The 22,853-nt window shown below is 69.5% G+C and carries 25 protein-coding genes; 12 read left to right on the forward strand and 13 right to left on the reverse strand.

Annotation, left to right across the window (positions count from 1 at the left end; all coding sequences use genetic code 11):
* From LPN01_RS08885 to LPN01_RS08905, 5 genes are all read left to right on the forward strand, one after another.
* Positions 1-429 (forward strand): DUF6504 family protein (locus LPN01_RS08885; protein WP_410482822.1); only part of this gene is annotated, 429 nt, incomplete at its 5' end.
* The gene (locus tag LPN01_RS08890) at positions 426-3,755 is read left to right on the forward strand and encodes an error-prone DNA polymerase (RefSeq protein WP_262828028.1); all 3,330 of its coding nucleotides are present in this window, start codon (positions 426-428) and stop codon (positions 3,753-3,755) included. The genes LPN01_RS08885 and LPN01_RS08890, both read left to right, overlap by 4 nt.
* A 115-nt stretch (positions 3,756-3,870) precedes the next feature.
* On the forward strand, positions 3,871-4,764 hold the full coding sequence (locus LPN01_RS08895) for a tetratricopeptide repeat protein (RefSeq protein ID WP_262828147.1): 894 nt from the start codon (positions 3,871-3,873) through the stop codon (positions 4,762-4,764).
* A complete protein-coding gene (locus LPN01_RS08900) occupies positions 4,761-5,387 on the forward strand; it encodes an LON peptidase substrate-binding domain-containing protein (protein ID WP_262828029.1) in 627 nt (208 codons plus the stop codon). The genes LPN01_RS08895 and LPN01_RS08900 overlap by 4 nt, the downstream gene beginning before the upstream one ends.
* Positions 5,384-5,548 (forward strand): Trm112 family protein, encoded by a 165-nt coding sequence (locus LPN01_RS08905; protein WP_262828030.1) that lies wholly within the window; start codon positions 5,384-5,386, stop codon positions 5,546-5,548. The genes LPN01_RS08900 and LPN01_RS08905 overlap by 4 nt, the downstream gene beginning before the upstream one ends.
* Before the next feature lie 14 nt (positions 5,549-5,562).
* On the opposite strand, the gene LPN01_RS08910 is transcribed toward LPN01_RS08905, so the two are convergent.
* Positions 5,563-6,105 (reverse strand): hypothetical protein, encoded by a 543-nt coding sequence (locus tag LPN01_RS08910; RefSeq protein ID WP_262828031.1) that lies wholly within the window; start codon positions 6,103-6,105, stop codon positions 5,563-5,565.
* Positions 6,102-7,316, reverse strand: a complete 1,215-nt coding sequence (locus LPN01_RS08915) for a UbiH/UbiF/VisC/COQ6 family ubiquinone biosynthesis hydroxylase (protein WP_262828032.1) — start codon at positions 7,314-7,316, stop codon at positions 6,102-6,104. The genes LPN01_RS08910 and LPN01_RS08915 overlap by 4 nt, the downstream gene beginning before the upstream one ends.
* Positions 7,317-7,495: 179 nt before the next feature.
* Here LPN01_RS08915 and LPN01_RS08920 point away from each other — a divergent pair, with 179 nt between their 5' ends.
* The 4 genes from LPN01_RS08920 to ribA all read left to right on the forward strand — a co-directional run bounded on the left by LPN01_RS08920 (position 7,496) and on the right by ribA (position 12,661).
* Positions 7,496-9,805 (forward strand): DNA translocase FtsK, encoded by a 2,310-nt coding sequence (locus LPN01_RS08920; RefSeq protein ID WP_262828033.1) that lies wholly within the window; start codon positions 7,496-7,498, stop codon positions 9,803-9,805.
* A 131-nt stretch (positions 9,806-9,936) separates the two neighbouring features.
* On the forward strand, positions 9,937-10,542 hold the full coding sequence (locus LPN01_RS08925) for a LolA family protein (RefSeq protein WP_262828034.1): 606 nt from the start codon (positions 9,937-9,939) through the stop codon (positions 10,540-10,542).
* Between the two features lie 278 nt (positions 10,543-10,820).
* A complete protein-coding gene (locus tag LPN01_RS08930; protein ID WP_262828035.1) occupies positions 10,821-11,603 on the forward strand; it encodes an exodeoxyribonuclease III in 783 nt (260 codons plus the stop codon).
* Positions 11,600-12,661, forward strand: a complete 1,062-nt coding sequence (gene ribA / locus LPN01_RS08935) for a GTP cyclohydrolase II (protein ID WP_262828036.1) — start codon at positions 11,600-11,602, stop codon at positions 12,659-12,661. Before LPN01_RS08930 ends, ribA begins: the two co-directional genes overlap by 4 nt.
* Positions 12,662-12,668: 7 nt before the next feature.
* Here ribA and LPN01_RS08940 read toward each other — a convergent pair whose 3' ends face one another.
* The 11 genes from LPN01_RS08940 to LPN01_RS08990 all read right to left on the reverse strand — a co-directional run bounded on the left by LPN01_RS08940 (position 12,669) and on the right by LPN01_RS08990 (position 19,549).
* Positions 12,669-13,160 carry an MmcB family DNA repair protein gene (locus LPN01_RS08940; RefSeq protein ID WP_262828037.1) on the reverse strand — a complete coding sequence of 164 codons (492 nt, stop codon included), beginning with the start codon at positions 13,158-13,160 and terminating at the stop codon, positions 12,669-12,671.
* 49 nt (positions 13,161-13,209) lie between these two features.
* Complete coding sequence (locus tag LPN01_RS08945; RefSeq protein WP_262828038.1) at positions 13,210-13,890, reverse strand: cell wall hydrolase; 681 nt, start codon at positions 13,888-13,890, stop codon at positions 13,210-13,212.
* Between the two features lie 152 nt (positions 13,891-14,042).
* Positions 14,043-14,369: a DUF1491 family protein gene (locus tag LPN01_RS08950; protein WP_262828039.1), complete on the reverse strand. Its 327-nt coding sequence runs from the start codon at positions 14,367-14,369 to the stop codon at positions 14,043-14,045.
* On the reverse strand, positions 14,366-14,821 hold the full coding sequence (locus LPN01_RS08955) for a PaaI family thioesterase (protein WP_262828040.1): 456 nt from the start codon (positions 14,819-14,821) through the stop codon (positions 14,366-14,368). The genes LPN01_RS08950 and LPN01_RS08955 overlap by 4 nt, the downstream gene beginning before the upstream one ends.
* Positions 14,811-15,275, reverse strand: coding sequence for a PTS sugar transporter subunit IIA (locus LPN01_RS08960; RefSeq protein ID WP_262828041.1), 465 nt, complete (start codon positions 15,273-15,275; stop codon positions 14,811-14,813). Before LPN01_RS08960 ends, LPN01_RS08955 begins: the two co-directional genes overlap by 11 nt.
* Before the next feature lie 65 nt (positions 15,276-15,340).
* Positions 15,341-15,961: a ribosome hibernation-promoting factor, HPF/YfiA family gene (hpf, locus tag LPN01_RS08965; protein WP_262828042.1), complete on the reverse strand. Its 621-nt coding sequence runs from the start codon at positions 15,959-15,961 to the stop codon at positions 15,341-15,343.
* 50 nt (positions 15,962-16,011) lie between these two features.
* A complete protein-coding gene (dnaQ, locus tag LPN01_RS08970) occupies positions 16,012-16,704 on the reverse strand; it encodes a DNA polymerase III subunit epsilon (protein WP_262828043.1) in 693 nt (230 codons plus the stop codon).
* A gap of 7 nt (positions 16,705-16,711) precedes the next feature.
* Positions 16,712-17,317: a dephospho-CoA kinase gene (gene coaE / locus LPN01_RS08975; RefSeq protein WP_262828044.1), complete on the reverse strand. Its 606-nt coding sequence runs from the start codon at positions 17,315-17,317 to the stop codon at positions 16,712-16,714.
* Positions 17,314-18,129 carry a shikimate dehydrogenase family protein gene (locus LPN01_RS08980; RefSeq protein WP_262828045.1) on the reverse strand — a complete coding sequence of 272 codons (816 nt, stop codon included), beginning with the start codon at positions 18,127-18,129 and terminating at the stop codon, positions 17,314-17,316. Before LPN01_RS08980 ends, coaE begins: the two co-directional genes overlap by 4 nt.
* Positions 18,126-18,719 carry a Maf family protein gene (locus LPN01_RS08985; RefSeq protein WP_262828046.1) on the reverse strand — a complete coding sequence of 198 codons (594 nt, stop codon included), beginning with the start codon at positions 18,717-18,719 and terminating at the stop codon, positions 18,126-18,128. The genes LPN01_RS08980 and LPN01_RS08985 overlap by 4 nt, the downstream gene beginning before the upstream one ends.
* Positions 18,716-19,549, reverse strand: coding sequence for a pyruvate, water dikinase regulatory protein (locus LPN01_RS08990; RefSeq protein WP_262828047.1), 834 nt, complete (start codon positions 19,547-19,549; stop codon positions 18,716-18,718). The genes LPN01_RS08985 and LPN01_RS08990 overlap by 4 nt, the downstream gene beginning before the upstream one ends.
* 315 nt (positions 19,550-19,864) lie before the next feature.
* Here LPN01_RS08990 and hemE point away from each other — a divergent pair, with 315 nt between their 5' ends.
* The 3 genes from hemE (at position 19,865) to rho (ending at position 22,794) form a co-directional block, all read left to right on the forward strand.
* Positions 19,865-20,905 (forward strand): uroporphyrinogen decarboxylase, encoded by a 1,041-nt coding sequence (gene hemE, locus LPN01_RS08995; protein WP_262828048.1) that lies wholly within the window; start codon positions 19,865-19,867, stop codon positions 20,903-20,905.
* A complete protein-coding gene (locus LPN01_RS09000; RefSeq protein WP_262828049.1) occupies positions 20,905-21,351 on the forward strand; it encodes a CopD family protein in 447 nt (148 codons plus the stop codon). The genes hemE and LPN01_RS09000 overlap by 1 nt, the downstream gene beginning before the upstream one ends.
* Positions 21,352-21,537: 186 nt before the next feature.
* Positions 21,538-22,794, forward strand: coding sequence for a transcription termination factor Rho (rho, locus tag LPN01_RS09005; protein ID WP_163957295.1), 1,257 nt, complete (start codon positions 21,538-21,540; stop codon positions 22,792-22,794).
* Positions 22,795-22,853: the final 59 nt, after the last annotated feature.

The raw sequence follows: 22,853 nt of genomic DNA on the forward strand, positions 1-22,853 counted from the left end.
CGGCTGGGACGCAACCGCGTCCGCCGCTTCGGCGCGCGCGACAGCCATATCCCCGAACAGGCGGAGCTGATGCTGCCCGCGACCGCCTATCCGCCCGCCGCGGCGTGGCCCGCGGTGGAGGCGGGCGAGCCGCCGCTGCGCCCGATCTATCTGTTCGATCCGCCACAGCCGATCGAGAGCGTCATGGCGGAGGTGCCGGACGGCCCCCCTGCTCGCTTCCGCTGGCGCCGCCGGGTGCACGAGATCGCGCGGTCGGAAGGGCCGGAGCGGATCGCGGGCGAATGGTGGCGGCGGCACGACGCGGTCATCCCGACGCGCGACTATTACCGGGTCGAGGACCGCCGCGGCCGCCGCTTCTGGATCTTTCGCCACGGCCTCTACAGCGAGGCGGAAACGCCCAACTGGTACATCCACGGCCTGTTCGCATGACCGGCTTCGCCGAACTCGTCGCGGCGACCAACTTCTCGTTCCTCGACGGCGCCAGCCATGCCGAGGACATGGTGCGCGAGGCGATATCGCTGGGCCATGCCGGAATCGGCATCGCCGATCGCAACACCGTCGCCGGCGTGGTGCGCGCGCATCGCGAGCTGCGGCTGATCCGTGAGCGGTTCGCCGAACAGGGCATCGCCGACATCGGTTTCCGGCTGGTGGTGGGCGCACGGCTGGTCTTCGCCGACGGGACGCCGGATATCGTCGCCTATCCGGTCGACCGCCATGGCTGGGGACGGCTGACGCGGCTGCTGACCACCGGCAACCTGCGCGCGCAGAAGGGCGATTGCATCCTCGGGCTGGGCGACCTGCTGCGCCATTGCGACGGCCTGATCGCGATCGTGCGGCCCCAATCGAGCGCGCGTCCGGCGACCGCCCGCCCCGATGCGCTGCTGCCGCCGATGCGTACCGACGCCGACCTGTCGACGACGCTCGAGCGCCTTGCGGCGGCAATGCCGGGGCGCGTCTGGCTGGGCGTGGACATGCCGCGTGGCGGGCGCGACCAGCGCCGGCTGGCGGGGCATGCGCGACAGGCGGCGGCGGCGGGCGTGCCGCTGCTCGCCACCTGCGACGCGCTCTATGCCGCGGCCGACGCGCGACCGCTGCACGACGTGCTCGCCTGCATCCGCCAGGGCACGACGATCCGCGCCGCCGGCCGGACGCTCGCCGCCAATGCCGAACGCCACCTGAAACCCGCCGGGGAGATGGCCCGCCTGTTCGCGGCGCAGCCGCAGGCGGTGGCGGCGAGCGGCGAGATCCTCGACCGGATCGGCTTCGCGCTGACCGACCTCGCCTACGAATATCCGCACGAGCCGGTGCCGGAGGGCTGGGACGCGCAGGGGTGGCTGGAGCACATCACCTATGCCGCGGCGCGGGACCGCTTTCCCGACGGGATTCCCGACCGGTTGCAGAAGCTGCTCGACGAGGAGCTGCCGCTGATCGCGGCGCGGCAATATGCCTATTACTTCCTGACCGTGCACGACATCGTCCGCTTCGCGCGCGAGGAATGCCGGCCGCCGATCCTGTGCCAGGGGCGCGGATCGGCGGCGAATTCGGCGGTCTGCTGGCTGCTCGGCGTCACCTCGGTCGATCCGATGCGCTACGACCTGCTCTTCTCGCGCTTCGTGTCGGCGGAGCGCGACGAGCCGCCCGACATCGACGTCGATTTCGAACACGAGCGGCGCGAGGAGGTGATGCAATACATCTATCGCCGCTACGGCCGCCATCGCGCGGCGATCGCGGCGACCGTCATCCATTACCGCCCGCGCAGCGCGGTGCGCGAGGCGGGCAAGGCGCTGGGCCTGAGCGAGGACGTGACGCAGCGACTGACCAGCACCGTCTGGGGCAGCTTTTCCGACCGGTTCGAGGAGCGGCGCTTTCACGAGACCGGGTTCAGCCTCGACAATCCGGAGATCGCGCGGCTGAAGACGACGGTCGATTCGCTGCTGCGCTTTCCGCGCCATTTGTCGCAGCACGTCGGCGGCTTCGTCCTGACCCACGGCCGCCTCGACGAAACGGTGCCGATCCATCACGGCGCGATGGAGGATCGCACCTTCATCGAATGGGACAAGGACGACATCGACGAACTGAAGATCATGAAGGTCGACATCCTGGCGCTCGGCATGCTGACCTGCATCCGCAAGGCGTTCGACCTGATGCGCGACCATGGCCTGGGGCAACACGACCTCGATTCGATCCCGCCCGACGATCCGCCCGTCTACGACATGCTGTGCAGGGGCGACAGCATCGGCGTGTTCCAGGTCGAGAGCCGGGCGCAGATCAACATGCTGCCGCGGCTGAAACCGCGCAAACTGTACGATCTGGTGGTGCAGGTCGCGATCGTCCGGCCGGGGCCGATCGAGGGCGACATGGTCCACCCCTATCTGCGCCGGCGGGCGGGCAAGGAGGTCGCCGAATTCCCCTCGCCCGCGCCGCCGCACGATCCCGACGAGCTGCGCAACCTGCTGAAGGAAACCTATGGCGTGCCGCTGTTCCAGGAACAGGCGATGAAGCTCGCCATCGTCGCGGCGGAATTCACGCCGGACGAGGCCAACCAGCTGCGCAAGTCGATGGCGACGTTCCGCAAGGTCGGCGGCATGGAGAATTTCGAGGCGAAGCTGATCGAGGGTATGGTCCGCCGCGGCTACCAGCGCGACTTCGCGATGCGCTGCTACAAGCAGATCGAGGGGTTCGGCAGCTATGGCTTTCCCGAAAGCCATGCGCTGTCGTTCGCGCGGCTGGTCTATGTGTCGTCGTGGATCAAATGCTTCCACCCGGCCGCGTTCGGCTGCGCGATCCTCAATTCGCAGCCGATGGGCTTCTATGCGCCCGCGCAGCTGGTGCAGGACGCGCGCGACCATGGCGTCGTGGTGCGGCCGATCGACGTCAATGCCAGCGTCTGGGACAATGCGCTCGAACCGCTCGACGACGGGAGCCTGGCGATCCGGCTGGGGTTTCGCCAGGTCGACGGCTTCCGCGAACACTGGGCCGCCGATCTGGTCGCGGCGCGCGGGGCGGTGCCGTTCGCGGGAATCGAGGCGGTGGCGGCGCGCGCGGGCCTGCCGACGCGCGGGCTCAACCTGCTCGCCGATGCCGACGCGTTCGGATCGATCGCGGTCGATCGCCGCGCGGCGCTGTGGGAGGTGCGGCGGACGCCGCCGAAGCAGCTCGCGCTGTTCGCCGCCGCCGACGCGCCCGAACTGGGCGAAGAGGCCGACGCGCGGCTGCCCGCGATGCCGCCGGCCGAACAGGTCGCGGCGGATTACCAGACGACGCGCCTGTCGCTGAAGGATCATCCGATGCGCTTCCTGCGCCCGGTGTTCGCCGCCGAGGGCGTATTGTCGAGCGCGCAGGCCAGCCGTGCGAAGGACGGGCGGCGCGCGAAGGTCGCCGGCGTGGTGCTGGTGCGGCAGCGGCCGGGCAAGGGCAACGCCATCTTCGTGACGATCGAGGACGAAACCGGCATCACCAACGCGCTGATGTGGGCGCGCGATTTCGAGGCGAACCGACGCGCGGTGATGGCGGCGCGGCTGCTGGTGATGGAAGGGGTGATCCAGCGCAGCGAGGAAGGCGTCGTGCATCTGATGGCGGTCCGCGCCCATGACCGCACCGCCGAGCTGCGCCGCCTGTCGTCCGATTACGACGCGCAGACGCCGCTGCTGCCGGTCGACGAGGTGATCCGCCCGAAACCGATCGCCAGCCGCGATCCGCGCGGCGGCCACCCGCGCGACGTGCGGGTCATGCCCAGATCGCGCGACTTCCATTGAGGGCGCGTCCGGCCCCTTCGATCGTGCCGGCGTGCAAAAGCCTTGGCGTCGGCGCGCCGCTGCCCCACATGGGCGGCAACCGAAACGCAAGGAGCATGACGTGGCCACGCTAGGAATGTCGCCAGCCGAGAAGCAGGCGGTCGAGGATTTCCGCCGCGACGTCGTCGAACCGTCGATGACCAGCCTGGTCATCATCGATTTCTGGGCGGAATGGTGCGGGCCGTGCAAGGCGCTGGGGCCGACGCTCGAAAAGGTCGCGGCCGCCTATGCGGATCGCGGCGTCGTGCTCGCCAAGATCGACACCGACAAGAATCCCTTCATCTCCGCGCAGTTCCAGATCAAGTCGATCCCCACCGTCTATGCGATGTTCCAGGGGCAGCTGGTCGCCGACCTGACCAGCGCGCGCACCGAATCGCAGCTGCGTACGATCCTCGACCAGCTGCTCAAGCAGCTGCCGATCGCGGCGCCCGGCGCCGATGCCGCCGCCGAGATCGCGCCGCTGATCGCGATGGGCGAGGAGGTGCTGGCGAGCGGCGACGGCGAGCGCGCGCTGTCGATCTTCGACCAGCTGGTCGAGATGGCGCCGGAGGATCCGGCGGTGCTGTCGGGCCGCATCCGCGCGCTGGTCGCGCTCGGCCTGACCGACGAGGCGCAGGCGGCGATCGACGCGCTGCCCGCCGACGTCCACGACGCCGGCATCGACCGGGCGAAGGCGGCACTGGCACTCGCGCGGAGCGCGCCGCCGGTCGACGATTTCGCCGGGCTTCAGGCCGAGGTGGCGGCCCATCCCGACGATCACGATCGCCGCTTCGCGCTCGCCAATGCGCAGATGGCGGCGGGCGACCGCGACGGCGCCGCCGACAATCTGCTCGCCATCGTCGCCGCCGACCGCGCGTGGAACGACGGCGCGGCGCGCCAGCAGTTGCTCAAGGTGTTCGAGGTCGTCGGACTGGAGGACCCCTGGGTATCGGCGCAGCGCCGCCGCCTGTCCGCGATCCTGTTCGGATGACCGCCGCCCCGGTCATCGGCCGCCTGTCGATCTTTCCGCTGCCGGGGGCGTTGCTGTTTCCCGGCATGCACCTGCCGCTGCACATCTTCGAGCCGCGCTATCGCGCGATGGTGAGCGACGCGATGGCGCGCGACCGGCGGATCGGCATGATCCAGCCGATGGGCACCGGCGGCGATGCGACCGCGCTCTACGACATCGGCTGCGTCGGCAAGATCGCGGAGGTCGAGGCGCTGGACGACGGGCGCTACAATCTGGTGCTGGAGGGCGTGGCGCTGTTCCGCGTGGTGCGCGAGCTCGACGTGACGACCCCGTTCCGCCAGGTCGAGGCGGTGATGCTGCCCGCCCCCGGCGACGACATGCTGTCGCTCGGCCGGCGATCCTCGCTCGAACTCGAATCGCGCCGCTTCGCCGACGCACAGGGCTATGCGGTGGATTGGGACGCGGTCGGCCGGCTCGACGACGAAAGCCTGGTCAACGGCATCGCCCAGATCGCCCCCTTCGATTCCGCAGCGAAACAGGCGCTGCTGGAGGCGCAGGACATCGAGACGCGCGCCGAGCTCATCATCCAGCTCATGCAGTTCTTCGGTCGCCACGACGGCGAGGACAAGGTCACGCTGCAATGATCGACCCGTGGCTGTTCGAACGCCTCGTCTGCCCGGTCACGCGCCAGCCGCTGCGCTATGACGAGGACGCGGGCGAACTGGTGTCCGACGCCGCCGGACTCGCCTATCCCGTCCGCGACGGCGTACCGGTGATGCTGGTCGAGCACGCGCGCCGGATCTGACCGGCGCGGCCTATCTAGGCCGTCGCGAGCGCGAACACCGCCATCAGCAACGCCGCGACGCTGGGGTAGAAGGTCAGCGCGAAGCCCAGGGCGCGCGCTTCGGCGCCGTCGCGATAGCCGGTCCAGAACAGCAGCCGCCCCGCCGAGAAACAGGCGACGAACAGCGCCACGGGCACGCGCGCATGGTCGCTGAGCAGCGTCAGCGCGGTATAGGCGAAACCGGCGAGCAGCACCTGTTCGGCGGTGTTGCGCAGGATGGCGTTGCCGGTGTCCACGCCGGGATCGACGCCGTCACGGCCGCCGATCGCGCCGTCCGACACGAAGCGGCGGCGCGCGACCGAACCGATCGCCGCGGCGAGCCAGAGGCCGAGCACCAGCGCGGCGATGCCGAGCGTCGCGAACCGGCTTTCGAGCGTCGCCGCGGCGCTGCGCCCGTAGCCGATCACCACCGCCGCGATCGTCAGCCCCAGGCCGATGCCGATACCGCGCGCGACGCCCTGCTGGACCCGGGCGACCGGCGACGGCGACGGCGACGGCGTCGCCGCCGGCCCGCTCATATGTGCAGCCCCTGCAAGAGCTTGGGTAGCGTGCCCGTCTCGCCGCGCGCTTCCGCCATGAACCGGTTCTTGAGCGGGGGCAGCCGGTCGACCGCACCGATGCCGAACCGGCGGATCGCGCTGGCCGCGGCGCCGGGCACGCCGAACAGCCGCGTCAGCGTGTCCGTCGCCGCCGCGACCATGAACGTGTCGAGCCCGCGCCAGCGCTGGTAGCGTTCGAGCAGCGCCGGATCGCCGAGATCGAGCCCCAGCCGCTTGCCGTCGACCAGCACCTCCGCCAGCGTCGCCGCGTCGCGCAGGCCGAGGTTGAGCCCCTGCCCCGCGATCGGATGGATGCCGTGCGCCGCATCGCCGACCAGCACCAGCCGCTCCGCAGTGATCCGCGCGGCATGGTGGAAACCGAGCGCGTAGCTGGCGCGGGGGCTGGCGTCGGTCAGTTCGCCGAGGAACCCGCCCATCCGCCGCGTCGCCTCCGCCAGGAAGGCGCGATCGCCCAGCTTCATCATCGCCGGGCCGTCGGCGCCCTTCACCGACCAGACGATCGCCGACCGGTGACCGGTCGCATCGTCGGGCAACGGCAGCAGCGCGAACGGGCCGGAGGGATAGAAGATCTCATAGGCGACGTCGTCGTGCGGGTATTCGTGATGGAACGCGCCGACGATCGCGGCATGGTCGTACTGCCAGCGCGCGACGGCGATCCCCGCCGCCTCGCGCGTGGGCGAATTGCGGCCTTCCGCGGCGATCAGCAGGGGCGCGCGGATCACGCTGCCGTCGTCGAGCGTCGCGACGACGCCATCGGCGCCGCGCGTCATGTCGGTCGCGCGCGTCCGCATCCGCAGGTCAACGTGCCGCGCGGCACGCGCCGCCTCGAACAATGTGCGGCGCAGCAGCTTGTTCTCGTACATCGTGCCGAGCGCGCCATCGCCTTCGGCCGGTCGGAAATCGAGCTTGCCGGGCGCCAGCCCGTCGCTCACCCGGATCTGGCGGATCGCGCAGCCCTGCCCTGCCAGCGCCGCCCCGATGCCGATCGCGTCGAGCATCCGCCCGGTCGCGCTGGCGATGGCGGAGGCACGTCCGTCGAAGCCGGGCGCCAGCATCACCGCCGGGTCGGCGGGGTCGATGACGATGCTGCGCACGCCGTGCACGTCGAGCGCGACCGCAAGCGTGGCGCCGACCAGCCCGCCGCCGAGGATGATGACATCTGTGTCCATATCCCCTCCTGTACGCGCGCGCGGCCGGTGTGCCAACGGCGTCGGGCGCCACCGGGGCGTGGATATTCGCGTTCGCATGCCTGCGCCGCGATACATCCCGCCCGTCGCAGTCGCCTTGACGTGACGCGCGCGCGGCCCGATGAATCCCGGGCATTTTCGCACATGGAAGGGATCGGGCGATGGCGAGCCGTGCGCAGCCAGGCTTGTTGCGTGAGACGGTGAAGGCGGGGGCGGTCCGCGGCGGTGCACTGGTCGCCGCGATCGCGCTGTTCCTCGCCACGCTGCTGATGGTGCTGGCGCTGGCCAGCTATCGGGCGAGCGACGCCGCGCTCAACACCGCATCGGGCGGCGCGGTCCAGAACCTGGCGGGTACGCCGGGCGCGTGGTTCGCCGATCTGGCGCTGACGCTGTTCGGGCCGACGGTGGCGCTGCTGCTGCCGGTCGCGCCGATCGTCGCCGCGCGGCTGTGGCGCGACCAGCCCCCCGGCCGCTGGCTGGCGATGCTGCGCAACGCGGCGCTGGGCGTCGCGCTGATGGCGGCGGCGCTGGCGTTCGTGTCCGATGCATCGGTGCTCGCCCTGCCCGCGGGTTGGGGCGGCGTCGTCGGCCTGTCGGTCGCGCACCTGGTCGAATGGGCGCTGCACGTCGTCGGCCAGCCCGGTGCCGAGCGCTGGGCGGCACGCGGCATCGGCCTGATCGCGGGCGTGGCGGGCATCATCGTCTGGGCGAAGAGCCTGGAGATCGACCTCGGCGAGCGCCGCTTCCGCCTGCCGCGCCGCCGCGCCGCCGGGGATGCCGGGGATGCCTACGACGTCGCGGACGAGGATGACGAAGAGCCGCTGCAACTCGCGCGCAAGGTGATCGAGCCGCGCGCGATCGCCGAACCCGATCCCCGCCCCGCACCCGTCATCGCCGATCGCGCCACCGCGCCATCCGCCGCAAGGCCCAAGCCGAAACAACAGAGCTTCGACCTCGGCCACAGCTTCACGTTGCCAGGCCTCGACCTGCTGACCCCGGCGCCGCCGGCGCCCAAGGGCACGATCGACAAGGCCGCGCTGGAGCGCAACGCGCGCCTGCTCGAAAACGTGCTCGACGATTTCAAGGTGCACGGCGTCATCAACGAGGTGCGCCCCGGCCCGGTCGTGACGATGTACGAGCTGGAACCCGCGCCGGGGATCAAGGCGAGCCGCGTCATCGCGCTCGCCGACGACATCGCGCGCAACATGTCGGCGGTGTCGGCGCGCGTCGCGGTGATCCCGGGCCGCAACGTCATCGGCATCGAACTGCCCAATACCCGGCGCGAATCGGTCAGCCTGCACGAACTGGTCGCCAGCCAGACGTTCGAGGACCAGGCCGCGCAGCTGCCGATCATCCTCGGCAAGAACATCGCCGGCGATCCCGTCATCGCCGACCTCGCGCCGATGCCGCACCTGCTCGTCGCGGGCACGACCGGGTCGGGCAAGTCGGTCGGTCTCAACTGCATGATCCTGTCGCTGCTCTACCGGCTGACGCCGGAACAGTGCCGGATGATCATGATCGATCCCAAGATGCTCGAACTGAGCATGTACGACGACATCCCGCACCTGCTGTCCCCCGTCGTCACCGATCCCGCCAAGGCGGTGCGCGCGCTCAAATGGGCGGTCGAGACGATGGAGGACCGCTATCGCCAGATGTCCTCGGTCGGCGTGCGCAGCCTTGCGGGCTTCAACGACAAGGTGCGCGCCGCCAAGGCCAAGGGCCAGCGGCTCGGCCGCCGCGTCCAGACCGGCTATCATCCGGAGACGGGACAACCCGTGTACGAGGAGGAGCAGCTCGACTACGAGCCGCTGCCGCAGATCGTCGTCATCGTCGACGAGCTCGCCGACCTGATGATGACCGCGGGCAAGGAGGTCGAGTTCCTGATCCAGCGGCTGGCGCAGAAGGCGCGCGCGGCGGGCATCCACCTCATCATGGCGACGCAGCGTCCCTCGGTGGACGTCATCACCGGCGTCATCAAGGCGAACCTGCCGACCCGGATCAGCTTCCACGTCACCAGCAAGATCGATTCGCGCACCATCCTGGGCGAACAGGGGGCCGAGCAGCTGCTGGGCAAGGGCGACATGCTCTACATGCCGGGCGGCAAGGGGATCGTGCGCGTCCACGGCCCGTTCGTCAGCGACGACGAGGTGCGCGCCATCGCCGATCATTGGCGCGCGCAGGGGCAGCCCGACTATATCACCTCCGTCACCGAGGAGCCCGAGGACGGCTTCACGCTGGAAGGATCGCCGGAGGGCGAGGATTCGGCGGAGGATCAGCAATATCGCAGCGCGATCCAGCTGGTGTGCGAATCGCAGAAGGCGTCGACGAGCTGGCTCCAGCGCCAGCTGCGCATCGGCTACAATTCCGCCGCGCGGCTCATCGAGAAGATGGAGAAGGACGGGATCGTCAGCCGCCCGGACCATGTCGGCCGCCGCGAGGTGCTGCGCGATACCGAAGGACATGCGATCTGACGCGCCCGTCCCCCGCCCACACCTGAGGACGGCTTCCCCGGACCGCCGGCGGACGACGGAACGCCGCGTGGCGCCGGCCGGAACCTGCCCGGTTCAGCAGGCATTCAATGCGCACATTCCACGGGACACCCATGATCCGATACGCTTTCGCCCTCGCCGCCGTCGTCGCCCCCGCCGTCCTGCCCGCGCAGGCGACCGGCGACCTGGCCGCGGTGCAGCGCCACCTCCAGGCGGTCGAGACCATGACCGCCGACTTCAGCCAGGCCGACCGCAACGGCAAGGTGCTGACCGGCACGTTCACGCTCAAGAAGCCCGGCAAGCTGCGCTTCCAGTACGAAAAGGGGGTGCCGATCCTGATCGTCGCGGAGGGCGGCGCGCTGACCTTCATCGACTATTCGGTGCGGCAGGTGCAGCGCTGGCCGATCCGGAATTCGCCGCTGGGCGTGCTGCTCGATCCCTCGCGCGACATCACCCGCTACGCGCGGCTGGTGCAGACCGGCAACGACGCCGTCGTCTCGGTCGAGGCGAACGATCCCAAACACCCCGAATATGGCAAGATCACCCTGATCTTCGCGCGGAGCGCCGCGGCGCCGGGCGGGCTGGCCTTGCAGGGCTGGGTCGCGCTCGACAGCCAGAACAACCGGACGACGATTCGCCTGACCAACCAGCGATTCGGCGTGCCGGTGAGCGACCAGACGTTCAAATGGAACGACCCGCGGCGGTCGAGCCCGCGATAAAACGGTAATTATCCGGACCCATTCATCCGGGCGACAGGTTCGAGCGCCTAGAACGGTCCTCGCGGATGTGGGGCGTTCGGGATTTTTCCCCCTGTTGCCCGGACGATCAACCACCACTTCCCGCCTGCGTGACGAACGCCAGGTCGGCCCTCGCTCCATGCCCCCGGAGCGGGGGCCTTTCCGTTTGGACCCGCCGCCTGTCGCCGCGGCCCTGCCGGTGGCAACCACGCCCTCCGCCAACCTTGCCGGCCCCTTCCCCCCCGCCTAGATGCGTCCCGGTGAAGATCGTCTCCTGGAACATCAATTCGGTCCGCTTCCGGATCGCCATCGTCGAGCAGTTCCTGCGCGAGGCCGAACCCGACATCCTGTGTCTGCAGGAAACCAAGGTGATCGACGCGGACTTCCCGTTCGATACGTTCCGGTCGCTCGGCTACGACCATATCGTCATCCACGGCCAGCGCATGCACCATGGCGTCGCGATCCTGAGCCGCGTGCCGATCGCCGCCGACGACCGGTTCGACTGGCAGGCGAACCGCGAGGCGCGCCATGTCGGTGTCCGCCTGCCCAACGGCGTGCGGCTGGAGAACGTCTACGTTCCCGCCGGCGGCGACGTACCGGATCGCGACGTCAACCCGAAATTCGGGCAGAAACTCGATTTCGTCGAGCGGATGACCCAATGGTCGCGGACGCTCGTCGGGCCGACGATCCTGACCGGCGATTTCAACATCGCGCCGTTGCCTGCCGACGTATGGAGCCACAAGGCGCTGCTGAAGGTCGTCAGCCACACGCCGGTCGAGGTCGAGGCGCTGGACCGGTTGCAGGGATCGAACGACTGGGTCGATCTCGGCCGGCATTTCCATCCCGCGCCGGCGCGACTCCACACCTGGTGGAGCTATCGCTCGTCCGACTGGACGAAGAACGACCGCGGCCGGCGCCTCGATCACATGTGGGCGACGGGCGACGTCGCCGCCGCCGCGGTCGGCCACACCGTGTTCGAGGATTGCCGCAGCTGGCTGAAGCCGTCCGATCACGTCCCCATCATGACCGAGTTCGCGTTTTGAACGACGCCCGCGCCGTGTCGCGCGCGATCGACGCGCTGCGCCGCGGCTGGCCGATCGCGATCCACGCGCCGGGCGAAGGCCCCCTGCCCCTGCTCGCGGTCGAGACCGCCGACGCGGCCGCACTCGCCGCCTTTGCGCCGGACGGGGCGTGGCCCCTGCTGATTTCGAGCGGGCGGGCGGCGACGCTGAACCTGACCAACCAGCGCGCCGCCGCCGACCCGGATACACCCGTCGTCGTCGCCCCCGCGCCCTGGCTCGACCTCGACACCGCGGTGGCGCTGGCCGATCCGCAATTCGACCTCGCGACGCCGATGAAGGGCCCGTTCCGCACCATTGCGGTCGATCGCCCGCGCGCCAGCCTCGCCGCGATCCGGCTCGCGCGGATCGCCGGGCTGATGCCCGCCTTCGTCATCGACGGGATCGATCCGGAGGTCACGATCGCCCCCGATGCGATCGACCGCCATCAGGACGCCGGATCGCTGCGCCTCGCGACGCGCGCGCGGCTGCCGGTCGAGGGTGCCGAGGATGCCGAGATCGTCGCATTCCGCGCGCCCGATTCGAGCGACGAGCATGTCGCGCTGCTGATCGGTCAGCCCGGTGGCGGCCCGCCGCTGGTCCGGCTGCACAGCGAATGCCTGACGGGCGATGTGCTCGGCAGCCTGAAATGCGACTGCGGACCGCAATTGCGCGCCGCGATCGCCGCGATCCGTGCCAGCGGCTGGGGCATCCTGCTGTACCTGCGGCAGGAGGGACGCGGGATCGGGCTGGTCAACAAGCTGCGTGCCTATGCCTTGCAGGACCAGGGATACGACACCGTCGACGCCAACGTGCGGCTGGGCTTTGCGGTGGATGCGCGCGATTTCGGCGTCGCGGCGCGGATGCTCGACCTGCTCGGCCAGCGCGCGGTGCGGCTGCTGACCAACAATCCCGCCAAGGTGGCGGGCCTGGAGGCCGCCGGCGTCCGCGTCGTCGAGCGCGTGCCCCACGCCCTGCCCGCCAACCCCCACAATGCGCGCTATCTGGCCACGAAGCGCGACCGGACGGGGCATCAGCTATAGCGGCGACCTACAGCGCCAGTGCCTCGGGATCGGCCAGCGCGGTCAGCCGCCGCGCGGCCCGACGTGCGAACCCCAGGGTGCAGCGCTTGCGGACGTGCGCGGGCAGGGGAACCGTATGCGCCTCGCGCACGATCGCCGCATCGTAGCGATCGGCGACGATCACGCCGGTGCGTTCGGGCAGAAAGGCGGCGCCGTCCAGCGGCGCTATGTCGAACCCGGCGGGAACCGCCCAGTAATAGCGGTCGCAATGCCCCAGATAATCGGGCCATTTGCCGTCGCCGAGCAGGTCGGCGCGCGACACCTTGATCTCGACGATCACCAATTGCCCGCGGGCGTCGATCGCCATCAGGTCGGCGCGCCGACCGCCGTCGAGCGGGACTTCGGCGATGGTGGTGAGGTCGTGGCGGAGCAGCATCCGCGTCACGCCGCGCGCCACGTCGGCGGCGCAGATCGCGGGATCGCCACCATCCAGACACGAAGCGGGGGCCATGTCGAGCATGACCCCCGCTTAGGAACATTCCACGAACGGGGCAAGCGCCCCGTCGGTATCAGCGATAGAAGACGTGGTTGCCGATCATCGCGATCTTGGTGAGGTTGCCGCCCGGGCGGCGATCGGCGGTGTTGAAGAACAGCGCCTTGGGGGCGGGGCTGTCCCACGCCGCGGCGAGGGCGATCTTGGCGACCGCGAGTGCGGTGCGCCACGACGACCGGCCCTCGTCCACCGACGGAATCTCGCCGCCGCGCACGAAGCTGAACTGCCCGCGCTGCTTGACGACCGAGCAGACGTCGGCGGGGAAGCGGCCCGACTTCGACCGGTTGATGATGACGTTGGCGACCGCGAGCTGGCCGGCGAGCGGCTCGCCCTTCGATTCGAAATAGATCGCGCCGGCGAGGCAGCGCTGCGTCGAATCGACGGCGTCGGCGTCCTGCGCGGCGACGGCTTCGGCGAGGGAATTGTATTCGTCATCCTCGGCGGCATCGCTCGAGGGGATCGGCTGCACCATCTCGACGGCGGCCTGCGGCGTGATGCTCGCGGGGGCGGAGACGGGAACCGATGCGGGGGCAGCGGGGTTGGTGGTCTGAATGCGGACCGCCGGGGCGGTAACGGCCGGGGCGGGGATCGCGGTGCGATCCAGGTTCGATGCCCGGACAGGCGAGCTGTGGCTAACCAGCCCCGCCAGAGAGAAAGTCATCGCCGCGATGGCCGCGGCGCGTTGCATGATCGTCATTAACGTATTCGATATGCGGTTGGACCACGGACCCGATCGTCAACCGACCGTCCGGGCATCCCCCCGACTGCGTCACCGACCCGGATCGCACCCAGGCGCGGCACAACGCGCTTTCACTGTGCGCGGGTCCTTCGCGATCGGGCGTCGTCGAGTCAATTCGCCGAGATCGTTTCAGCGGCGAACCGTTCGGCTTCCGGGATGTCCAGTTCGACGACCCACAGATCGGGGTCGCGTTCGCGGCGTCGGCGCCAATAGGATTCGGCGCCGTCTGCTGGAGTCGACTCAGTCAGCGTCACTGACCCGTCGAATCCGATCGTGCGTTCCAGAACCCGTACGGGACCTGAACGGCTCTCGATCAACACAAGGATCGCGCCACCCTGCGCATCCCCTTTCGCACGCACCATGGCGATCCCGCCGGCGTCGTTGACCCGGCGCAGCAAGGCGCCGACCGCGATGTGCGTCGGCAGCCGGTCGCTCACGCCGCGCGATAACCGGGCAGGCCCGACAACGGGATCTGGGATCGCATGAACGTGCCGGTGCCGCGCGCCGCTTCCTCGCCATCGGCGTCGATCAGCCGGGCGTCGGCGACGTAGACGCGGCGCTTGCCGCTGATCCAGCGTCCCTCGGCGACCACCGGCCCCGCCTTCAACGGGCGGGTGAGCAGCAGGTTGAACGCGGTGGTCAGCAGGAAGCGATCGGTGACGAGGCTGTTCGCGGCATAGAAAGCCGCATCGTCGAGCATCTTGAAATAGCTGGTTCCGTGCACCGCCCCCGCGGCGTGGAAATGGCGTTCGTCGAGGCTGAAGTGGATGTGCGCCACCCCGGCCTCGACGATCTCGAGCCGGGATTCGAACAGCCGGTTGATCGGCGCGGCGGCGTAGAGGGCTTCGAGCGCGCGAAAATGCGCGGCCGCGCCGGCGTCAGGCGGCATCGCGCGCGGCGTCGGCGGTGAACAGCGCATAGAGCGCGTCGGGCGATCCCGCACCGCGCAGCTTGGCGAGGAACGTCCGGTCGCGCAGCCGGCGCGACACCCGCGCCAGCGCCTTCAGATGATCGGCACCGGCATCCTCCGGCGACACCAGCATGAAGACGAGGTCGACCGGCAGGTCGTCGACCGCGTCGAATTCGATCGGCTGCGCCAGGCGCATGAACACGCCGGTCACCGCGTCGAGGCCGGGCAGCCGCGCGTGCGGGATCGCGACCCCGCCGCCGAAACCGGTCGAGCCGATCTTCTCGCGCGCGGTCAGCCGTTCGGCGGTGAGCCGGCCGTCGAGCCCCAGCGCGTCGACCGCGGTGGCGAGCTGGACGAACAGCGCCTTCTTATGGGCGACCGGCACGTCCTTGTAGACCGCCTCCGGTCGCAGGAGGTCGCTGAAGTCGTTCATGGTACACTCGGCAATGATGAAGGCCCCGCCGGGCCCTGTAGCGCGCCCGGCGGGGAGAAGGAAGTTCAGCCGGCGGCGGGCTGCGTCGCGGCCTGTGCGACCGCCTGGCGCTGCGGTTCGACCCAGCCGATCGTGCCGTCGCCGCGGCGGTAGACCATGTTGTAGGCGCCGGTGCCCGCGTTGCGGAACAGCAGCGCGGCGGTGTCGCGCAGGTCGAGCATCATCACCGCGTCCGACACGCTGGCGTCGGGGATGTCGACGCGCGTCTCGGCGATGATGAGCGGGGCGTCGCCGACGTCCTCCTCGGTCGGTGCCGTCTCCTGGAACAACGTATAGCCGGCGTTGTCGTAGCCCATGTCCTCCTGGATCGCGGCGGCCTCTCCCGCGTGACGATCCTTCAGGCGACGCATGTAGCGGCGCAGCTGCGTCTCGATCTTGCCCGCCGCGCCGTCGAACGCGGGGTGGGCGTCGTGCGCCTCGTGACGGCCCTTGAGCACCAGCCCCTTCATGACGTGGACGACGATGTCGCACTTGAAGCCGACGTCGTGCGGCCCCTTGCCGAAGGTCACCTCGGCCGAGATGGCGCGGGCGAAATATTTCGTGGCGATACCCTGAAGCCGGTCGCTCACATGATCCTTGAGCGCGTCGCCGGTAGCGACCTGATGACCAGAGATCCGGATATCCATGTTCTTCTCCATTGATGTGGGCCGGCCTGTTGGCCTTTGCCCGGTTGGCGCTAATCGAACGCCGCGACCCCCCAAAGCGGATCCTGCAACTTGGCAACAAATGCGGCATGCGCCGCAAGTTCCGCGTCCGACGCCCGGAACGTGCGCGGCGGGCGCACCGTGACGGGCCGCCGGACGGTGACCTGGATCGTTTCGACGCGAGACGCGTCGCTGACCAGCCCCAGTCCGATCTGTCGCCCGCCGAGCAGTTCGACATAGACCTGTGCCAGCAGCTGCGCGTCGAGCAGCGCGCCGTGCAGCACGCGATGCGAGCGATCGACGCCGAAGCGCGAACACAGAGCGTCGAGCGTGTGCTTGGCGCCGGGATGGCGGCTGCGCGCGATCTGGAGCGTGTCGACCATCCGGTCGACGTGGACGATCCGGCGCCCGCAGCGGCTCAATTCGCCGTTGAGGAAGGAAAAATCGAAGCCTGCGTTGTGTGCGATCAGCGGCGCCTCGCCGAGGAAATCGATCAGCGCCTCGCACGCCTCGGCGAATTTCGGCTTGTCGCGGAGGAAGGCGTCGCTGATCCCGTGCACCGCCTGCGCCTCGGCGGGCATGACGCGCTCCGGATGGTAATAAGCGTGGAAGGTCCGACCCGTCTCGACGCGGTTGACCATCTCGACGCAGCCGATCTCCACGAGCCGGTCGCCGCCGGCGAAACTGAGGCCGGTGGTTTCGGTATCGAAGACGATCTCGCGCATGACACCTCTATCCGCCTGTGGACGGCACCATGCAAGCGATGACGCGGCGGACCGCGTCGCGCGTGACGTCGAGCGGCACATCGGTGGGGATGACGACATCGGCACGCGCGCGCTTGTCGGCATCGGGCAGCTGGCGCGCGAGGATCGCGTCGAGCCGCGCGGGCGTCATGCCCGGCCGCGCCAGCGTGCGGGCGCGCTGGACGGCGGGCGCGGCGGACACCACCGCGACCCTGTCGACACCGCGCTCGCCACCGGTCTCGAACAGCAGCGGGACGTCGAACACGACCAGCGGCGCATCGGCATGCGCGGCGAGGAAGGCGGCGCGGTCCTCGGCCACGGCGGGGTGGACGATTCCTTCCAGCCGTCGCATCGCCGAATCGTCGCCCAGGACCGCGGCGGACAGGGCAGGGCGGTCCACCCCCGCCGCGCCGGTCGTGCCGGGAAAGGCCGCCTCGATCGCCGCGACGAGCCGGCCGCCGGGACCCTGCAGCCGATGCACGGCGGCATCGGCATCGAAGACGGGCACGCCCGCATCGGCGAACATCGCCGCGACGGTCGACTTGCCCATGCCGATCGAGCCGGTGAGGCCAAGCACCAGCGGCCGTCGCGTCATCCCAGCAGCAGCGCGCGCAGATCGTCGTCGCCATCGCGCGGCGGCGCGACGCCGAAGAACAGCTCGAACGCGAGCGCCGCCTGTCCGACCAGCATCTCCAGCCCGTCGACGGTATCGAGCCCGCGCGCGCGCGCCGCGGCGAGCAGCGGCGTTTCGAGCGGCGCATAGACGATGTCGTAGACGACCGCGTCCTCGCCCAGCACGTCGAGGTCCATCTCGAGCGGGGGCTGGCCCGCCATGCCGAGCGTGCTGGCGTTGACGAGCAGCGCGGTGTCGGGCGCGAGCGGCGCGCCCAGCGGCAATGCCTGGCCCTTCAGTCCGAAGGACGACAGCAGCACGCCCGCTTTCAGCACGTTGCGGTTGAGCAAGGTGACCGGTCCGACGTCCATCCGGGCGAGCGCGAACAGGATCGCGCGCGCCGCGCCGCCGGCACCGACGACCGTGACGGGCCGACCGGCGAAATCGAAGCCGGCGAGCGGCGCATAGAAGCCGCCGGCGTCGGTATTGGTGCCGACCGGCACGCCGTCGTCGGCACGGAACACGGTGTTGATCGCGCCGATGCCGCCGCGCACGTCGCCGCGATCGTCGACATGGTCGAGCGCGGCGAGCTTGTGCGGCATGGTGATGTTGCAGCCGCGCCAGTCGGGATCCTCGCGCCGTTCGGCGAAGAAGCGCGGCAGGTCGTCCGCGCCCACCAGCGTCTTGCGGTATTCGGCGTCGAGGCCCAGGCGGTCGAGCCAGAAGCCGTGGATCACGGGCGACTTCGACTGCACGATCGGATCGCCGATCACCTCGGCATAGGGGCGGGTCATGCGGGGATCACTCCACGGATACGCAAATAGTCGAGGACATTGAGCAGCGGCAGTCCGAGGACGGTGAACTGGCTGCCCTCGATCCGGGTGAACAGCTGCGCGCCGGGCCCCTCTATCCGGTAGCAGCCGACGCAGCCTGCGATCGCCGGCCACTCGCGATCGAGATAGGATTCGATGAAGGCCGGCGAAAGCGGGCGGACGTGCATCCGCGCCGCCTCGACATGCCGCCACACCGGCCGCCCCGCTTCCGCCACGACCGCGGCGCTCCACAGTTCGTGGCGGGCGCCAGCCATGCGCGCGAGATGCTCGGCGGCCTGTGCGCGGCTTTCGGGCTTGTCGAGCAACGTGCCGTCGGCGAGCGCGACGACGCTGTCGCTGCCCAGCACCAGCCGGTCGGGGTGGCGCAGGCTGACCTTCACCGCCTTCAGTTCGGCGAGCGCATCGGCGAGGTCGCGCGGCCGGGTGCCCGCGAGCGACGCCTTGGCGGCATCCTCGTCCACCCCGGCGGCGGTGGCGTCGAAGGGCACGCCCGCGGCGGTGAGCATCGCGCGCCGCGAGGCGCTCTGCGAGGCGAGGAGGAGCGGGGTCATTCGGCCGTCGCCTTCGTCAGTCCTGCCTTGCGCTCGTTCGCCAGCGCGATGATCGCGGCGGCGGTTTCCTCGATCGAGCGGCGGGTGACGTCGATCACCGGCCAGCCGTTGTCGGCGAACATCCGCCGGGCATAGGCGATCTCGCGCGTCACCGCTTCCTCCTCGACATAGGGTGTGTCGGGCATCTGGTTGAGCGAGAGCAGGCGATTGCGACGGATCTGGATCAGCCGGTCGGCGCTGGTTGTCAGGCCGACGACGAGCGGATTCCTCAGCCCGAACAGGATGCGCGGCGGCGGGCTTTCGACGACGATCGGGATGTTCGCGGTCTTCCAGCCACGATTGGCGAGGTAGATGGAGGTCGGCGTCTTCGACGAACGCGACACGCCGGCGAGCACGATCTCCGCCTCTTCCCAATCCTCCGACGCGATGCCGTCGTCGTGCGCGATCGTCCACTGGATCGCATCGACGCGCGCGAAATAGGCGGCGTCGAGCGCGTGCTGGCGGCCGGGACGCGCCTTCGCCTGCTGGCCGAGCAAGCCCGACAACGCGTCGTTGACCGGATCGAGCGGCGCGACCGCGGGCAGGCCGAGCGCGAGGCAGCGCTGTTCGAGGATGCGGCGGGTGGCCACGTTGACGAGGGTGAAGATCACCAGCCCCGGATTCTGCGCGATCTCCTGAAGGATGCGCTCCAGATGCGCCTCGGTCCGCACCATCGGCCAGAAGTGACGGACGGTCTCGACATCGTCATATTGCGCGAGCGCGGCCTTGGCGATGTTCTCCAGCGTCTCGCCGGTCGAGTCCGACAGCAGGTGGAGGTGGAGGCGCATCATCGCGCGGGACTCCGGGGCCGAACTGTGGACAACATGGGCATAAGCGATAGGGCAAGTCGGCACCCTCGCCAAGCGACCCGCGCGGCGTGGACAACCCGCATATTGTCCACATTTGCACGCACAGGGCATGGACTTGTCCACAGGCTGTGGATGACGGGGACGGGCGATCCCGAATCCCCGCGGAATCGCCGATCCTTGCCGGTCAACCTGTTGGCGGTTACGGGACGAAAGCGCTTATCCCGTTATCCACGCGCCAACCACTTCATCATCCTTTCTCAAGATTCTATTATAGGAAGAAGGACGCTGGCCGATCCTGTGAACAAGCCGCTGCTCGCCACCCTGCGCGGGGCGAAACCGCCGGTGCCGCCGATCTGGCTGATGCGTCAGGCGGGGCGATATCTGCCCGAATATCGCGCGCTGCGGGCGGAGAAGGGCGGCTTCCTGGCGCTCGCCACCGATCCCGACGCCGCCGCCGAGGTGACGGTGCAGCCGATCCGGCGCTTCGGCTTCGACGGCGCGATCCTGTTCTCCGACATCCTGATGGTGCCATGGGCGCTGGGGCAGGACCTGACGTTCGGGCCGGGCGAGGGGCCACGGCTCAGCCCGCCGCTGGTCGATACCGCGCTGGCGGCGCTGGCACGGGTGCCGGCGCGCCTGGAGCCCGTCTACGGCACCTGCGAGCGCGTGGCGGCGGTCCTGCCTCCGGAAACGACGTTCCTGGGCTTCGCGGGGTCTCCCTGGACGGTGGCGACCTATATGGTCGCGGGTGCGGGGTCGAAGGACCAGGGCGAGACGCGCGCCTTCGCCTATGCCGATCCCGATGCGTTCCAGGCGATCGTCGATGCGATCGTCGCGATGACCATCGACTATCTCGCCCGCCAGATCGCCGCGGGCGTCGAGGCGGTGCAGCTGTTCGACAGTTGGGCGGGATCGCTGTCGCCGGCGCAGTACGAACGCTGGGTGATCGCGCCCAATGCGGCGATCGTCGCGGGATTGCGCGCGCGCTGTCCGGACGCGTGCATCATCGGCTTTCCGAAGGGCGCGGGCGGCAAACTTCCCGCCTATGCCCGCGAGACGGGGGTCGACGCGATCGGGCTGGACGAGACGGTCGACCCGCTCTGGGCCGACGCGATGCTGCCGCCGGGGATGCCGGTGCAGGGCAACCTCGATCCGCTCGCGCTGCTCGCCGGGGGCGTCGCGCTCGACGACGGCATCGACCGGGTGCTGGCCGCGTTCCCCGAGCGTCCGCACGTCTTCAACCTGGGTCATGGCATCGGCCAGTTCACACCGATCGCGCACGTCGAGCATCTGGTCGCCCGTGTCCGCGGCGCGGACCAAACGAGGGAAAATCGCTGATGGACTGGCTGGCCGGCGCCTATCTGTGGATCGTCGCGGCGCATGTGATCTTCGTCATCTTCTGGATGGCGGGGCTGTTCATGCTGCCGCGCTACCTCGTCTATCATCAGGAGGCGCTGGTGGCGGGGCGCGACGGCGAGGCGGCCGAATGGGTGGTGCGCGAAGGCAAGATCCGGTCGATCATCCTCACCCCCGCGATGATCGTCGTCTGGGTGCTGGGGCTGACGCTGGCGACGGTGGGGCAGCATTGGGGCGAGGGATGGCTGCACGCCAAGCTGCTGCTCGTGCTGGCGCTGTCGGGCTATCACGGCTGGGCGGTGGGCTATGCGAAGCGGCTGGCGAAGGGCGTGATGCGGCTCGACGGGCGGCGGCTGCGCATGCTCAACGAGGTCCCGGCGCTGCTCGCCACCGTCATCGTCGTGCTGGTGTTCGTCAAGCCGTTCTGATCCGCCATGCGGGGTGGCGGATCGGCCGGGCCGCCAATCCGCTTGACGAACCCGTATCGGCCGCTTACCTCCTGAACACGCGTAGAGCCGCCGTCCGGTGGTTCCGCGTTCCTCCTCCAGCTTTTCGTCGCTGCGGTTCCTTCGCCGACCAGGCTATCTCCCCCGACTACGCATTCGGATCATTCCATGCATCTCAAAGACTTGAAGAAAAAGACGCCCGCCGAACTGGTCAGCATGGCCGAGGAACTGGGGGTCGAGGGCGCATCGACGCTGCGCAAGCAGGACCTGCTGTTCGCGATCCTGAAGGTGCAGGCCGAAAACGGCGACCAGATCATGGGCCTGGGCACGATCGAGGTGTTGCAGGACGGCTTCGGTTTCCTGCGCAGCCCGGAGGCGAATTACCTCGCCGGGCCGGACGACATCTACATTTCGCCCAACCAGGTCCGCAAGCACGGCCTGCGCACCGGCGACACCGTCGAGGGCGAGATCCGCGCGCCCAAGGACGGCGAGCGCTATTTCGCGCTGGTGAAGCTGACATCCGTCAATTTCGACGACCCCGATGCGGTCCGCCATCGCGTCAATTTCGACAACCTCACGCCGCTGTATCCGGAATCGAAGCTGACGCTCGATCCTGCGGATCCGACGCAGAAGGACAAGTCGGCGCGGGTCATCGACATCGTCTCGCCGCAGGGAAAGGGCCAGCGCACGCTGATCGTCGCGCCGCCCCGCGTCGGCAAGACGGTGATGCTTCAGAACATCGCGCGCGCGATCTCGGACAACCATCCCGAGGTGTTCCTGATCGTGCTGCTGATCGACGAGCGGCCCGAGGAAGTCACCGACATGCAGCGGTCGGTAAAGGGCGAGGTCGTGTCCTCGACCTTCGACGAACCCGCACAGCGCCACGTCCAGGTCGCCGAGATGGTGATCGAAAAGGCCAAGCGGCTCGTCGAGCACAAGAAGGACGTCGTGATCCTGCTCGACAGCATCACCCGCCTCGGCCGGGCCTACAACACCGTCGTGCCCTCGTCGGGCAAGGTGCTGACCGGCGGCGTCGACGCCAATGCGTTGCAGCGGCCCAAGCGATTCTTCGGCGCGGCGCGTAATATCGAGGAGGGCGGGTCGCTCTCGATCATCGCCACGGCGCTGATCGACACCGGCAGCCGCATGGACGAGGTCATCTTCGAAGAATTCAAGGGCACCGGCAATTCGGAAATCGTGCTCGACCGCAAGGTCGCCGACAAGCGCGTCTTCCCGGCGCTCGACGTCGGCAAGTCGGGCACCCGCAAGGAAGAGCTGCTGGTCGACAAGGACAAGCTCAGCAAGCAGTGGGTGTTGCGCCGTATTCTCATGCAGATGGGCACGATCGACGCGATGGAATTCCTGCTCGACAAGATGAAGAATTCCAAGACCAACGAAGATTTCTTCGACAGCATGAATCAATAACGCGCAGGGCGGCAGCCGGCCACGTCCGGCTGACTCGCCGCAGCGCGGCCGGCGGGTGC

The organism is Sphingomonas sp. A2-49 (genome assembly GCF_025548555.1).
Lineage (GTDB): Bacteria > Pseudomonadota > Alphaproteobacteria > Sphingomonadales > Sphingomonadaceae > Sphingomonas.